General features: G+C 59.6%; 14 protein-coding genes and 1 pseudogene. 2 read left to right on the top strand and 13 right to left on the bottom strand.

What is annotated here, in order from left to right; translation table 11 throughout:
• The 3 genes and pseudogenes from V7080_RS15380 to V7080_RS15390 all read right to left on the bottom strand — a co-directional run.
• Positions 1-287: pseudogene (locus tag V7080_RS15380) on the bottom strand (SAM-dependent methyltransferase); the annotation flags it as partial.
• Positions 284-925: a phosphoribosylglycinamide formyltransferase gene (purN, locus tag V7080_RS15385; protein WP_334189272.1), complete on the bottom strand. Its 642-nt coding sequence runs from the start codon at positions 923-925 to the stop codon at positions 284-286. The pseudogene V7080_RS15380 and the gene purN, both read right to left, overlap by 4 nt.
• A gap of 80 nt (positions 926-1,005) precedes the next feature.
• Entirely contained in the window at positions 1,006-1,464 is a 459-nt protein-coding gene (locus tag V7080_RS15390) for a barstar family protein (protein WP_334189285.1), read from the bottom strand.
• Between the two features lie 630 nt (positions 1,465-2,094).
• On the opposite strand from V7080_RS15390, the gene V7080_RS15395 reads away from it, so the two are divergent.
• Complete coding sequence (locus tag V7080_RS15395) at positions 2,095-2,460, top strand: hypothetical protein (protein ID WP_334189273.1); 366 nt, start codon at positions 2,095-2,097, stop codon at positions 2,458-2,460.
• A gap of 100 nt (positions 2,461-2,560) precedes the next feature.
• On the opposite strand, the gene V7080_RS15400 is transcribed toward V7080_RS15395, so the two are convergent.
• The 10 genes from V7080_RS15400 to V7080_RS15445 all read right to left on the bottom strand — a co-directional run bounded on the left by V7080_RS15400 (position 2,561) and on the right by V7080_RS15445 (position 13,011).
• On the bottom strand, positions 2,561-3,775 hold the full coding sequence (locus V7080_RS15400; protein ID WP_334189274.1) for a patatin-like phospholipase family protein: 1,215 nt from the start codon (positions 3,773-3,775) through the stop codon (positions 2,561-2,563).
• A gap of 184 nt (positions 3,776-3,959) precedes the next feature.
• On the bottom strand, positions 3,960-5,744 hold the full coding sequence (gene ggt, locus V7080_RS15405; RefSeq protein WP_334189275.1) for a gamma-glutamyltransferase: 1,785 nt from the start codon (positions 5,742-5,744) through the stop codon (positions 3,960-3,962).
• A 94-nt stretch (positions 5,745-5,838) separates the two neighbouring features.
• Complete coding sequence (locus V7080_RS15410; RefSeq protein WP_334189276.1) at positions 5,839-6,597, bottom strand: SDR family NAD(P)-dependent oxidoreductase; 759 nt, start codon at positions 6,595-6,597, stop codon at positions 5,839-5,841.
• Between the two features lie 135 nt (positions 6,598-6,732).
• The gene (locus V7080_RS15415; protein WP_334189277.1) at positions 6,733-8,871 is read right to left on the bottom strand and encodes a sodium-translocating pyrophosphatase; all 2,139 of its coding nucleotides are present in this window, start codon (positions 8,869-8,871) and stop codon (positions 6,733-6,735) included.
• Positions 8,872-9,104: 233 nt separating this feature from the next.
• Positions 9,105-9,761, bottom strand: a complete 657-nt coding sequence (gene adk, locus V7080_RS15420) for an adenylate kinase (protein WP_334189278.1) — start codon at positions 9,759-9,761, stop codon at positions 9,105-9,107.
• A gap of 142 nt (positions 9,762-9,903) precedes the next feature.
• On the bottom strand, positions 9,904-10,656 hold the full coding sequence (gene kdsB, locus V7080_RS15425) for a 3-deoxy-manno-octulosonate cytidylyltransferase (protein ID WP_334189279.1): 753 nt from the start codon (positions 10,654-10,656) through the stop codon (positions 9,904-9,906).
• Between the two features lie 18 nt (positions 10,657-10,674).
• Complete coding sequence (locus V7080_RS15430) at positions 10,675-10,869, bottom strand: Trm112 family protein (RefSeq protein WP_334189280.1); 195 nt, start codon at positions 10,867-10,869, stop codon at positions 10,675-10,677.
• Positions 10,850-11,884 (bottom strand): tetraacyldisaccharide 4'-kinase, encoded by a 1,035-nt coding sequence (lpxK, locus tag V7080_RS15435; RefSeq protein ID WP_334189281.1) that lies wholly within the window; start codon positions 11,882-11,884, stop codon positions 10,850-10,852. Before lpxK ends, V7080_RS15430 begins: the two co-directional genes overlap by 20 nt.
• 54 nt (positions 11,885-11,938) lie before the next feature.
• On the bottom strand, positions 11,939-12,373 hold the full coding sequence (locus tag V7080_RS15440; protein WP_334189282.1) for an ExbD/TolR family protein: 435 nt from the start codon (positions 12,371-12,373) through the stop codon (positions 11,939-11,941).
• A 32-nt stretch (positions 12,374-12,405) separates the two neighbouring features.
• Positions 12,406-13,011: a MotA/TolQ/ExbB proton channel family protein gene (locus V7080_RS15445; protein ID WP_334189283.1), complete on the bottom strand. Its 606-nt coding sequence runs from the start codon at positions 13,009-13,011 to the stop codon at positions 12,406-12,408.
• 312 nt (positions 13,012-13,323) lie between these two features.
• Between V7080_RS15445 and xseA the strand changes: the two genes are divergently transcribed.
• Positions 13,324-14,039: exodeoxyribonuclease VII large subunit (xseA, locus tag V7080_RS15450; RefSeq protein ID WP_334189284.1), on the top strand; the 716-nt coding region annotated here is incomplete at its 3' end.

Genomic DNA, 14,039 nt, shown 5'->3' on the forward strand with positions numbered 1-14,039 from the left:
TCCGGTGACAGGCCACCGAGGGAATCAGCGCCGACAGAGTCGGCCAACCCAAGCAAGGTCAGGCGCCGCATTGGGGCGCCGGGGCCGGACTCGGCAAAACTTGTGTAAACCAATCTGTTGCGCAGCACCGCATACACGGCTTCCGCGACGGCGTTGCGCTCGCGCGAGCCCAACTTCGGATGATCACGAAAATAGCGTGACAGCGTGACGTCTGCCGGGCCGGTGAACCGGATGACTTCGCGCAGCACCTCTTCGGCATGGGTAACGACTACAGGTGACAATCTCATTGGCATCCTTCGTGGATTAGGTGCTGCTCAATGTTATCCCGCGTATGGACCAAACCATTTTCAAGCAGTAGTTGCTCCTCGACGAACCAGCGCACTGCGCGTGGGTAGATGAGATGTTCCTGCGTGAGCACCCGTTCGGAAAGCGATTTCTCCGTATCACCGGGCAATACCGGCACGACGGCTTGCGCAACGATAGGGCCGTGATCAAGGTCGGCAGTAACGAAGTGCACGGTGGCACCATGGACCTTGACGCCTGCTTCAAGCGCTTGGCGATGCGTGTGCAATCCGGGAAAACTTGGCAGCAGCGATGGGTGAATATTCAGTATGCGACCGGCGTAATGTTGAACGAACGACGGGGTAAGGATGCGCATGAAGCCTGCCAGCACGACCAGATCGGGTGCATGACGGTCGATTTCGGCTGCCAGCGCCGCATCAAACTCGTCGCGAGATGCGTATGCGGTATTCAATACCGTTGAAACCGGAACACCATGCGCACGGGCGAAGCCCAAGCCCTGCGCATCACTCCGGTTGCTGATGACTGCTGCGATCCGCGCCGGCCAGCTTTCTGCTTGCAGGGAGCGGAAAATTGCTTCCATATTGCTGCCGCGACCGGAAATAAGTATCACGATGTTTTTCATGGCGCGCATTGTACCGTACCGCCATATGAAAAAAGCCGACCCTATCGTCGGCTTTTCGAGGAAAACGGCGCGTTTGCGTATTATTGGAAAGAATAGAAAACCCGGAACGCGACCTTCTTGTCCGCCCAAAACTCCGCTGCATCACGAAACACGTCGAGCAGGGTTTCGCGTGCCTCCTTGTCGAACTTTGCGGTATTTGGCAATTGTTCAAGTACAACGAGAAATCCTGGCTGCGGGCCGGATTTGTGAGCGAGGTTGGTTAGGCAATCGCGAAGCAGGTCAAAATTCTTGCCGAAATGCTTCGGAAAATGAAAAGCTTCGGCAATACAGGCAAGAACCTGCTGCTTGGTAGCGGCATCGGCGCAATAAGCGTACAGGAAATGCTGCCCGAGACGGGCCGCCTCGTCCTGCAGGTCGGCCACGCGGAAAGCACGGATGGACTGCACCACGTTCGGCGGCACAGTTTTGAACAAGTCCATGTCATCCTCGGCAGGTGCAAACAACTTCGCAGGTTCTCTTTGCAATGACTCGATTCGCATTTGATTACTCTTTGATGCGCTTGGAAGGCGCAAAGTGGTCATCGGTGTAATACTGGTGTCCGGACGATGCCGGTTCTCCGCCGGAAGCGGTCCATCGGTTGCCGCTGCTGCGGCGCTCAAAGATGTTGGCCGTGGATTCGTGATAATACCCGTGCTTTCATTCAGGAAAAAGCCTTACCTATTTGCAAAAGTCGATATTTTCTTCGATGGCCTCAAAAGACAACAGGTATATGACGCCAACATTGTGAAATCACTTGTTGAGGTCGTCACTTGCTATTACGGAATACGTCCCATAAAAACAAATCGTCGCGAGTATTCGATTTGCTCCTAATTTACGGATGCGGGAAAAATCTATCTTTTCAATGGCTTAACACGCATTGTGTCGGTTTTTCCAAGCGCTTGCAAACTTTGTAAGCAATTTTCTGTTAAATCGTAGGGTAACGTTTTGCATGGCTCGAAGCAACCGGAATTGCGATATTGATAACAAAATTTGTATTTTTCCGGTTCAGTTCTCATAGAAATAGTTTGGAAACATTTTGTTGCACTATTTACGGGAGATGGAAAATTTGCGGGTGGCCTAAATTGCTTGTTCTAACGTTAAATGGAGCAGGTAAGCAAAGGAGAACTGCCTTGAAACACTTTACGATTTCCACCCTATTAAAAACATGTACAGGCGCGGCATTGATGATTGCCGCGCCGTTCGCACTTGCCGGCGGTCCGCAAGTCAGCTGGTCGGTCAGTGTCGGTTCTGGATATCCAGCCGCCACAGTCTACAGCCCGCCTCCTGTCGTGTACGTACAACCTCAACCGGTGTATGTACAACCGCGACCCGTGTATGTGAGGCCCCGGCCCGTGTACGTGACGCCGCAACCGGTCTACGTCACGCCTGCTCCGGTCGTCCAGTATCATTCGCCGCACTACGGCCACGGACATGGCCGAAAGCATAAACACCGGGACCACCACTGGAAACACGATCGCCATCATTACGGCTACTGAGCCATTTCGGCCTGCATCCGCACTCCCGGCGGATGCAGGCCTTTCAGTTCATCGCTGTGCTTCTGCATGCAACGGCTGTCCGGTTTCCGGATGGCCGTTCTTACTTGGTCACGATGGCTTCTTCGCGCGGTTGAACCGGACTATTGACGTTTCCGAAGAATGCCAGCACATCATCCCGGCGGCCAAGCGCGTCTCGACGTCCAAGACGGATCAGGTCGCGCGTATAGCTCGCTTCAAACAGCAGGTAGGACGCCAGCGCCGCGCCGCGCACCTCGGTGGCACCAATTCCCCCCAGAAGCATCCTGATCGGACGCGGCAGACTGCCGATATGGCGGCTGGCCATTTCATCCAGTCGCTCCGACGGTGCGATGATGAGCATCTCGACCGGTCTTAACGGTGTCCTTGCGCGTTGCTCTTCGGTCAACACGGAAAGCGTCGCGTTCACCCGATTCATGCGCTCGATGTCGACAGCAAGGCTATCGAGAAAAATGCTTGACAAGGCATGGCCCGCGATCTGGGCAAGACTTGGATATTGCACCAATCCGCCATTACCTGCCTCCGGCTCCGACAAGCGTCCTGCGCCGATCACCAGCACCTTATCGGCACCAAGATGGATTGCCGGTGAAATCGGCGCCAACTGGCGCATCGAACCGTCGCCGAAGTATTCGCGCCGGCCATTGCAGTAGATCGGCGTCGCCGGAAAGATCAATGGAATTGCTGCCGATGCCAGGAGGTGCTCGACGCCGATCTGGCTGCGCAAGGCAATCCGCTGCGACCTGACCCATGGCGCAATATCCGCTTCGGTCTGATAAAACGTGATGTGCTGTCCCGCGGTATAGGAAGATGCCGTTACCGCGAGCGCGTGCAAGTGACCGTCGATCAATGCCGCGTCCAGCCGCGGCAGATTCAACATCCTGTTAAGCAAAGTGACGAGCGGCGTATTGTCGAGCAGCGAATTCGGCGGATTTGCATGCCATTTGCGCATCAGCCATCCGAAGGAAAGCAGCGTCAGCCATTTTGCTCCGGACCGAAGTACCCCAAGGGAATCGGCGCGGTACACCTGCTCCACCTTGAAATGCTCCCAGACGCCGAGCAGGAGTTGTAACCCATCCTCGAAATTGTCGGCATGACAGGCCAGCGCGGTAGCATTCAGCGCGCCCGCCGATGTACCGCAAATGATGTCGTATGGATTACGGGTGGCTGGCCATCCGGCCTCGCGCAGGATGGACGAGACGCCCTGCAATACACCGATCTGGTAGGCGGCCCGCGCGCCGCCGCCGGTCAGCACCAGGCCGGTCTTTTTCTTGCTGGTCATCGCTGTGCTTTCCCGGTCCATAGGCGCGAGAGTTGTCGGTTGAATGCGCTAAAGGTGTCGGGCCGCACAAATGTCGAACAACGCGGCCTGTCTTCGCATAGTAAAGCGGCGCTTCGCGGAAGTTAAGCGTCATCGTTGCGCCGCGCCGTTTGAACAACACTTCACCGGCATGGAATGAGTGGCGTCAATCGCCTTTCACGATCCCCTCTCGACGCGGGTCTGCACCGCCGAACCACAACTCCTCACCATGGATAGTGAGCCGCATGATTCCCTGCAGGCCGGATGTCTGTTCCATTACCCGCACGTTGTGGCCCATGGATTTCAACTGCTCGACCAATGCATCGCTCGCCCTGCCCTGCTCCAGTTCAGTCGGGCCGTTGCGGCTGCCGAAGTTCGGCAGACTGATAGCCTGCTGTACGTTCAACCCCCAATCCATCGTGCCGACAAGGACTTTGCCGACGTAATTAATGATTGCCGATCCACCCGGCGAACCTGTCGACAAAACAAGCTTGCGGGTGCCCTTGTCGAACACCAGCGTAGGCGCCATCGAGCTGCGGGGCCGCTTGCCCGGCTGCACGCGGTTGGCGATCGGCCCGTTTGCATCGGCAGCATCGAACGAAAAATCGGTCAGTTGATTGTTCAGCAAGAATCCTCGCACCATTTGACGCGATCCGAATGCGTCTTCGATGGTCGTGGTCATGGACAGCGCGTTGCCTGCAGCGTCAACGATCGATATGTGGGATGTCGACGGCAGCTCGGGCGAGTTGTCCAGGCCCCAGGCGACATTGACGCCGGGAGGAATGCCATATTTCGCTTGCCCCATCGATTTGTCGGTGATGAGGCCGGCGCGTTCGGCAAGATAGCGTTTGTCCAGCAGCGGCTTGGCGCTACTGCCGGGCAGCGGCACGAAATCGGTGTCGGCGACATAGCGGCCGCGGTCGGCGTATGCCAGGCGGCCGACTTCGGAGAAAAGATGAATTGCTTCCGCGGTCGGCATGCCGTCGCGAGGCGCCATCGCGCGGATGTCCTTGAGCTCCAGCATGCCGAGCATCTGTGCCAGCGCGATTCCGCCGGAGGATGGCGGCGGCATGCCGCATACTGTCCACGATTTGTAGTCGGTGCAGATCGGATCGCGCACCTTTGCCTGGTAAGCGGCCATGTCGGCCGCCGTGAGGCCGCCCGGATTGGTCGGATGGGTCTTTACTTTCGCTTCGATGTCACGGGCGATCGGGCCACGGTAGAAAGCATCCGCACCCTGAGCGGCAATATCCCGGAACACCTTTGCCAGCTCGGGATTCTTAAGGACATGGCCGACGGGCCATGGATTGCCGCCACGGTCATAGAAATAAGCCAGGGCAACCGGGTCTTTTCGCAAATGCTGTTCAGTCTTCAGCAAGCCGGCCAAACGCGGGCTGACCGCGAATCCGTCTTCGGCAAGCTTGATCGCGGGCGCAAATAGGGACGCCCAGGGCAGTTTGCCGTACTCCTTGTGCGCAAGTTCCAGCATGCGCAGCACACCGGGCACGCCGACCGAACGCCCGCCGACCACACCCTCGATGAACGGCATGGCCTTTCCGTCGGAAGTCTGAAACAGCTTCTCCGTCGCGCTGGCGGGAGCCGTTTCCCTGCCGTCGAAGGCTTTCACCGCCGTTCCATCAAAGTGCATCAGGAATGCGCCGCCACCGATGCCGGACGACTGTGGTTCAACCAGGGTCAGCACCATCTGCGTCGCAATCGCAGCATCGACCGCCGATCCGCCCGCCTTGAGTACCTGATAACCGGCCTCCGTCGCGAGGGGATTTGCCGCCGCCACCATGTATTTCCTGGCGGTCCACCCAAATTTTTCGCTATAGCCGGTGGCGGCTTCCGGCGCATTCATGCCGGTTTGCGGTGCAGTTTGCGGCGTCTGACTGGTTGCGCATGCAGTGAGCAGGACGGATGCGAAGGCGATGGAAATATTTTTTATCATGAATTTTCCTGTAAACCGCAGGCAAAGGCTGCTGTCGCCTTCGATGTGGAACGAAGAAGGGTCCCGTCGCACCATGTGCAACGAGACCCCGCCATTACTTCGGCTGCATGCGGATTGCGCCATCGAGACGGATCGTTTCGCCGTTCAGCATGACATTCTCGATGATGGTCTTGGCGAGGTACGCATATTCGGACGGCTTGCCGAGCCGGGGCGGGAACGGCACCATCCTTCCAAGCGCATCCTGCACCTCTTGCGGCATGCCGAGCAGCATCGGAGTCTCAAAAATGCCGGGAGCGATTGTCATGACGCGAATTCCGCTACGGGAAAGATCGCGCGCCATCGGCAGCGTCAGGCCGACCACCGCCGCCTTGGAGGCCGCATAGGCGGCCTGGCCGATCTGGCCGTCGTAGGCGGCAACCGATGCCGTGTTAATGATCACTCCGCGCTCGCCCTGATCGGTGGCGTCGGCTTTTCCCATTGCATCGGCCGCCAACCGGGCCATGTTGAAGGTGCCGACCAGGTTGATGTTGACGGCGCGCTGGAAGACGTCGAGCGGATGCGGGCCGTCCTTGCCGACCGTCTTGACCGCCGGCGCGACGCCGGCGCAATTGACCAGGCCGCGCAACGTTCCCATACCGACCGCCGCGCTCACCACCGATGCCGCATCCGGCTCGGACGTCACGTCGCATTTGACGAAGCGACCGTTCAACTCGATGGCCAGTTTTTCACCGGCGTCGACCTGCACGTCCGCAAGCACCACCTTGCCGCCATTCTCGACGATCATGCGCGCCGTTGCGGCTCCCAGGCCGGAAGCGCCGCCGGTGATGATGAATACATTGTTTGCGATCTGCATCGTTTCCTCTTTTAAAAATGATGGGAATGACATTCACGATTAACGTTTACGTTAACGTCATTAACAGATTGTAGCGAAAACCGTCGCTAAAAAGAAAAGGCAGCCTGGGCTGCCTTTGATCCGGCTTGAGGAAAATTAAGGTTTTGCAGGTGCCGGCGCGACAACCGGGGGTGCCGCCGCCGGCGCGGTGACTGCTGGTGGAGTGGCATGGGAACCGCCCCCGCCCGCCTGCATGCCGACGGCGGGCAGCAGCGGAACCAGCAGCAGGGCCACGATGTTGATGATCTTGATCAGCGGGTTCACCGCCGGGCCGGCCGTATCCTTGTACGGATCGCCGACGGTATCGCCGGTGACCGCTGCCTTGTGTGCCTCGGATCCCTTGCCGCCGTGGTGTCCGTCTTCAATGTATTTCTTGGCGTTGTCCCAGGCGCCGCCGCCGGTCGTCATCGATATCGCGACAAACAGACCGGTGATGATCGTTCCCATCAGCAGGCCGCCGAGTGCGGCCGGTCCCAGCAGCATGCCGACCAGAATAGGCACGATTACCGGCAACAGCGAGGGGATGATCATTTCCTTGATCGCCGATGCGGTCAGCATGTCGACCGCCTTATCGTATTCCGGCTTGGCCGTGCCTTCCATGATGCCCTTGATGTCGCGGAACTGGCGGCGCACTTCCACCACCACCGCGCCGGCGGCGCGTCCGACCGCTTCCATCGCCATGGCGCCGAACAGGTAGGGAATCAATCCACCGATGAACAGGCCCACAATCACCATCGGATTCGACAAGTCGAAGGACGTACTTTTATTGACCGAATCCAGCGCATGCGTGTAGTCGGCAAACAGCACCAGCGCCGCCAGGCCGGCGGAACCGATGGCATATCCCTTGGTGACCGCCTTGGTCGTGTTGCCGACGGCATCAAGGGGATCGGTGATGGCCCGCACCGAAGCCGGCAGGTCAGACATTTCGGCGATACCACCGGCGTTGTCGGTGATCGGCCCATACGCGTCGAGCGCAACGATGATTCCCGCCATCGACAGCATGGCGGTCGCCGCGATCGCGATGCCGTACAGGCCACCGAGCCAGTAAGCGATCAGGATGGCGGCACAGACAGCGAGAACCGGATAGGCGGTGGATTTCATCGATACGCCGAGGCCCGCGATGATGTTGGTGCCATGTCCCGTCGTCGATGCTTCGGCGATGTGGCGCACCGGTTTGAAATCGGTGCCGGTGTAGTACTCGGTGATATAGACGATGATGCCGGTCAGCGCGATACCGACCACGGTCGAACCCATCATGCTCATGCGCATGGCCTGGTCCGGCCAGACCTGCCAGGTGACGACGGCAAAGCCGATCAGCGAAAGGCCGGCCGCCCACCACAATCCCGTGTACAACGCCGACATGATTTTCTTGCCGGGTTTGGCTTTCACCATCGAACAGCCGACGATGGATGCGAGGATGGACACCGCGCCGAGCAGCAACGGGTACATGACCGCCTCGGTTTCCGAACCGGTGATCATCAAGGCGCCGAGCAGCATCGTGGCGATCAGGGTAACGACATAGGTTTCGAACAGATCGGCGGCCATGCCGGCGCAGTCGCCGACGTTGTCGCCGACGTTGTCGGCAATTACCGCCGGGTTGCGCGGGTCGTCTTCGGGAATGCCGGCCTCGACCTTGCCGACGAGATCGGCGCCGACATCGGCGCCCTTGGTGAAGATGCCGCCCCCGAGGCGGGCAAAGATGGAAATCAGCGATGCGCCGAATGCGAGGCCGATCAGCGGCTTGATGACATCATGCGCGGTCGTCGCCGTACCGCTTCCCATCGCGGTCAGCATCCAGTAAAACAAGGTCACGCCGAGCAGACCGAGGCCGACCACCAGCATGCCGGTGATCGCCCCACCCTTGAAGGCGATATTGAGTGCGTCGTTCATGCCCCTGGTGGCGGCCTGCGCTGTACGGACGTTTGCGCGTACCGACACGTTCATGCCGATGAATCCGCAGGCGCCGGACAGCACGGCGCCGATCAGGAATCCGAAAGCGGTGGAAAGGCCGAGTCCGGGGACAATGGCCATGAGGATGAAAAGCACGACGCCGACGAGGGCGATGGTGCGGTACTGGCGGGCGAGATACGCGGACGCCCCCTGCTGGATGGCCGCAGCAATTTCCTGCATGCGTGGATTACCGGGATCTTGTTTGAGAATCCAACTTCTGGACATCAACCCGTAGATAACGGCAATCACGCCGCAAGCCACGGTAAACCATAGTGCTGCTGCCATATCGACTCCTCCTTGTTGTTCACTACAAAGTTAAAACAATGACGACATTCCGGAGGACGGCGGCGGCAAACGGCCAGTGTGGGCCGGCATTTTCTGTCGTCGTCCTGCGAGTGCTGCGTACTGCAAAACTTATCGCTACGTGTTTGTCCGTGACAGACGTAACGGGAACCAAATGATGAAATCAATACTTCACGCACTACAAACAAAAAACGGACCCAAGGTCCGCTTTTTGTTTAGCCTGCCAGTGCGGCAAATGCGTTGTCGCGAATCGTCTCTACCGGACCGACCCCCGAAATCTTGCGGTATTTCGGTGCGCCAGGCGTACCGGCCAATGACCATTTGTTGTAATAATCGACCAGCACTTCAGTCTGCTCGTGGTAGACGGCGAGACGCTTCTTGACCGTCTCTTCCTTATCGTCGTCGCGCTGGATGAGGTCTTCGCCAGTGACGTCGTCCTTGCCGGGCACTTTCGGCGGATTGAATTTCTCATGGTAGGTCCGGCCCGACGGCTGGTGCACACGGCGGCCGCTCATGCGCTCGATGATGGCGGCGTCCGGAACGTCGATTTCCAGCACGTAGTCGATGGCGACGCCAGCTTCTTTCATCGCGTCGGCCTGCGGAATGGTGCGCGGGAAGCCGTCGAACAAATACCCTTTCGCGCAATCCGGCTGCTTCAGGCGGTCTTTCACCAGGCCGATGATGATGTCATCGGAAACCAGCCCGCCTGCATCCATCACTTTTTTGGCTTCCACGCCAAGCGGTGTGCCGGCCTTGACTGCGGCGCGCAGCATGTCGCCGGTCGAGATTTGCGGGATATTGAATTTTTCCTTGATGAAATTAGCTTGCGTGCCCTTGCCGGCACCAGGCGCTCCTAACAGGATGAGGCGCATGAGATTTCCTAAACGAGTTTTAAATTCTTTGCGATGGCTGACGAAGACCGCCGTGCGGAATGGCGTTTTACCATATTAACTTTGCACGAAACTTACCACAGAATTTCATCAAACCGCCGATCGGTATTTGATTTTTACCCAGTCATCCGGCGAAACTGCGCCGCACCCTGATCAAATCCTCAGGTGTGTCCACGCCGCCCGCCGGGGCACCTGGCGTCAGGTGAACGGCGATCGGATAACCGTGCCACAACACCCGTAACTGTTCCAGCGCCTCGATCTGCTCGAGCGGAGAGGCATCCAGCGTTGGGTAGGTTTGCAGGAATGCGTTGCTATAAGCGTACAAACCGATGTGGCGCAACGGCCGGTAGCCGGCTGGCACCGTCTCGCGGGACGCGGCGAAGCCATCACGATGCCATGGCACGGTGGCGCGCGAGAAGTACAGTGCCCTGCCGGCTTTATCGAGCACGACTTTCACCACATTTGGATTGAACATGTCGGCGATATCGTCGATCGGGTGGGCGGCCGTCGCCATCGGTACGCCGCCGCCGATCAGCGCTGCGGTCGCGGCAATCAGGCCGGGGTCGATCAGCGGTTCGTCGCCCTGCACGTTGACCACCACATCCTCCGCAGTCAGTCCCAGCTGGGCAGCGACTTCCGCGATGCGGTCAGTACCGGACGGATGATCGGTTCGCGTCATACCGGCCGACACGCCGTGCCTGGCGCAGGCCTGCAGGATGTCCTCGTGGTCGGTCGCGACGATCACGCGCGAAGCGCCGGACTTGGCGGCCTGCTCGGCCACCCGCACCACCATCGGCTTGCCGCCGATGTCCGCGAGCGGCTTGTTGGGGAGACGGGTGGATGCCAGTCGGGCTGGAATAATGACGATAAATGACATTTGAGAGCAATAACCCGATCAGCCCGGGACGGGCGACGGGCCCGAGGTGTCGTTCAGATCGCGCGCCTCGTCGGCCCACATGATGGGAATATCGTCGCGAATCGGATAAGCCAGCTTGTCTGCACGGCAAATCAGTTCCTTTGCGCCCTTGTCGTACTGAAGCGGCCCCTTGCAAAGCGGGCAAACCAGGATATCAAGCAGTCGGGCATCCACGACATTTCTCCACAATATGTTCGGCCAGCGCGGCGTCGATGCGCGCTGTGACAGGCACGACCCATAAGCGGGGGTCGTTCTTGAGTTCGTTATTTTGCTGACATTTTACTGCATCCTTCTCTGTGATCAGGATGACATCAGCGCCGAGGCCGGAAAATGGATTGCCGGCGAAATCATGGTGGTCGGGCAACGGGAGCTCGGTGAATACCAGGCCGGCGGAACGCAACATCGCGAAGAAGCGCGCCGGATGGCCGATGCCGGCAGCCGCGACGATTTTCACCGGCCTGCCCGCCAATGCGCTCAAGGCGGTCCGTTGTGCGCGGTCGGCCAGGCATTCGGCATGGTTGCCTTCGAGGGTCATCCGCACGGCACCTGGCGGCAGAGGGGCAGGCGCGGCGGCATTGACGACGGTAAAGTCCCTTGGCCGCGACGCCGGCTCACGCAGCGGTCCGGCCGGCAGCAGCCAGCCATTTCCGTCGCCGCGGCTGTCGCACAACACGATTTCCACGGCGCGTGCCAGACGGTAATGCTGCAGGCCGTCGTCAGCGATGATCAGATCGACTTCCGGATGCTCAAGCAGCATTGCTTGCGCCGCTGCCGCCCGGTCCCGCCCGACCATTACCGGGCATTGCGCGCGCTGTGCGATCAGGAGCGGCTCATCGCCCATCTCACCAGCCAGTGCGCCCGGCAGGACAGTCCGTGGCGCCATCTCGCTGGCACCGTACCCTCGCGAGACGACGCCAGGCGTGTACCCTGCCCTCCGCAGCGACTCGACGAGCCAGATCGTGAACGGGGTCTTGCCGGTGCCGCCGATGAAGACATTGCCGACCACCACAACCGGCACCGGCAGACGGACTCTGCGCAGCCAACCGCGGCGATACAGGGCGCGTCGTACCGCGACCAGCAGGCGAAACACGAGCGAGACTGGCCAGAGCAGGCATGCGACCGGGCCGCGCCGCATCCAGATGCGCATCAGCGCGGATTCGATTCGCGGCCGTTGGCTAGGGCTGGGCATGTGGGCGTCGGCGCGGTGCGAACTGGAGGGCGATGGCCGGCAACTCTGGCCGGCTTACCGCTTGCCGCTGGTCTGGGCGGCGAAGGTAACCTTGTCGAACCCGGCCAGGCGTGCCGCCTCCAGCACGTTGATGACCGATTGGTGGGCTGCCGTTGCGTCGGCGTTGATGATGACGACGGTATCCCTGACGGCGGTTCCCTTGCCGTTTCCGGTGTTTTTCAGTTCTTCCGCCAGTCCCATGGCGTCACGTACCGCCGTCCTGGCATTGTTGATTGCATAACGCCCCTGGGAATCAACGGCGACGTTGATTTCCATCGGTTGCTGGAGCGCTTTTTCGGCATCGGCGGTGGGAAGCGTGATTTGCAGTGCGGTGAACTTGCTGTAGGTGGTGGTGACCATCAGGAAGATGAGGATCACCAGCAGCACATCGATAAAGGGAATCAGATTGATGTCGGGGTCCTCGCGGCCCCGGCCTTTGCGGAAATCCATGTCGGCGTTCTTTCAGCGGGCTTCGTCGGGTGTTATTTGCGGTTGCCGTGCACGATGTCGACAAACTTCACCGCCTGTTGTTCCATGTCGACAATGAAGCCGTCGACCAGCGCGCGGAAATGCCGATAAAACACGAGTGCGGGCATGGCGATGGCGAGGCCGAAACCGGTGTTGTAGAGCGCGACCGAGATGCCGTGGGCGAGCTGGGCCGGATTGGTGCCGACCGCTTCCTGCGCGCCGAAGATCTCGATCATGCCGACCACCGTGCCGAACAGTCCCATCAGCGGAGCCAGCGTGGCGATGGTGCCCAGCGTGGTCAGGAAGCGCTCGAGTTCGTGCGCTGTGCCGCGCCCGGCTTCCTCGATCGATTCCTTCATTGCGTCGCGCGGTGCGTCGACATTGCGCAGTCCGGCCGCGAGGACTTTCCCCAATGGGGAATTTTGTTCGAGATTCTTGACGACTTCCGGTCCGATCTTGCCATTATGGTAAACACGGACCACTTCATCGAGCAGATTCGGCGGCAGGATGCGACGGCGGCGCAGGTACAATATCCGTTCGATAATCAGTGCAAGTCCGATCACGGAAGCAATCAGCAGTGGCCAGATGGGCCAGCCGGCAGCTTGAATTATGGCGAGCAAAACAGGTTCCTTGATTCATTTCAGTCGGATGCAGAATGTAACGTGTAGACGCAGCGTGAGCAAGCCTCCCGGCACGGAAATCCAACGAAAAATTTTTTGCGCAACGACTGTGGACAAGTATGTGAACAAGTTGTGTTGTCACGTTCCAAAGCTTGACAAATCCACTATGAAATTCACGCACGGCTCATGGCCGGCGAGCAATTACATCCTTTAAATCAAACAGTTACTGCGAGATCGTTTGAGCACAATGATTTATGACCGCAAGATGACGTATTCATGCGCCTGTGGACAGGTTTTGCCCCGGAAGGCCGCATGAAACCTGGCGATGCGCTTGAAAACAACGGTGCGGCGCCGCCTGTGCTGACTGTGTCGGAGCTGAACCAGGCAGTGGCGCGGATGCTGGAACGCAGTTTTCCGCTCGCCTGGGTGTCGGGTGAAATCTCGAATTTCACCCGTGCGGCCTCGGGACACTGGTACTTCACGCTCAAGGACAACGGGGCACAGGTACGCTCGGTGATGTTTCGCGGACGCGCGCAGTACGCCGGCTTCACGCCGCGCGAGGGCGACAAGGTCGAAGTGCGCGCACTCGTCACGCTGTATGCGCCGCGCGGGGACTACCAGCTCAACGTCGAGGCCATTCGGCGGGCGGGCGTCGGCAACCTGTACGAAGCATTCCTGCGGCTGAAAGAACAACTGAATGCCGAAGGCTTGTTCGATCCGCAACGCAAGCGGCCGTTGCCGGTGTTTGCCCGTTCGATCGGCATCGTCACCAGCCCCCAGGCGGCAGCGTTGCGCGACATCCTGGCGACCCTGCGGCGGCGTGCTCCGCATGTCCAGGTGATCCTCTATCCCACTCCGGTGCAGGGCGAAGGCGCGGCCATGAAGATCGCGCAGGCGATCGCCACGGCATCGGCACGGGAGGAATGCGATGTACTGCTGGTTTGCCGGGGCGGCGGCAGCATCGAGGATCTGTGGTCGTTCAACGAGGAAGTCGTGGCGCGCACCATTGCCGCCTGTGCGATGCCGGT

This window comes from Noviherbaspirillum sp. (assembly GCF_036846085.1).
Taxonomy (GTDB): domain Bacteria; phylum Pseudomonadota; class Gammaproteobacteria; order Burkholderiales; family Burkholderiaceae_D; genus Noviherbaspirillum.

Excerpts from the sequence above, each read along its gene's own strand:
- purN (WP_334189272.1), bottom strand. The coding sequence starts at position 925 with ATGAAAAACATCGTGATACTTATTTCCGGTCGCGGCAGCAATATGGAA.
- V7080_RS15390 (WP_334189285.1), bottom strand. The coding sequence starts at position 1,464 with ATGCGAATCGAGTCATTGCAAAGAGAACCTGCGAAGTTGTTTGCACCT.
- V7080_RS15400 (WP_334189274.1), bottom strand. The coding sequence starts at position 3,775 with ATGACCAGCAAGAAAAAGACCGGCCTGGTGCTGACCGGCGGCGGCGCG.
- ggt (WP_334189275.1), bottom strand. The coding sequence starts at position 5,744 with ATGATAAAAAATATTTCCATCGCCTTCGCATCCGTCCTGCTCACTGCA.
- V7080_RS15410 (WP_334189276.1), bottom strand. The coding sequence starts at position 6,597 with ATGCAGATCGCAAACAATGTATTCATCATCACCGGCGGCGCTTCCGGC.
- V7080_RS15415 (WP_334189277.1), bottom strand. The coding sequence starts at position 8,871 with ATGGCAGCAGCACTATGGTTTACCGTGGCTTGCGGCGTGATTGCCGTT.
- adk (WP_334189278.1), bottom strand. The coding sequence starts at position 9,761 with ATGCGCCTCATCCTGTTAGGAGCGCCTGGTGCCGGCAAGGGCACGCAA.
- kdsB (WP_334189279.1), bottom strand. The coding sequence starts at position 10,656 with ATGTCATTTATCGTCATTATTCCAGCCCGACTGGCATCCACCCGTCTC.
- lpxK (WP_334189281.1), bottom strand. The coding sequence starts at position 11,884 with ATGCCCAGCCCTAGCCAACGGCCGCGAATCGAATCCGCGCTGATGCGC.
- V7080_RS15440 (WP_334189282.1), bottom strand. The coding sequence starts at position 12,373 with ATGGATTTCCGCAAAGGCCGGGGCCGCGAGGACCCCGACATCAATCTG.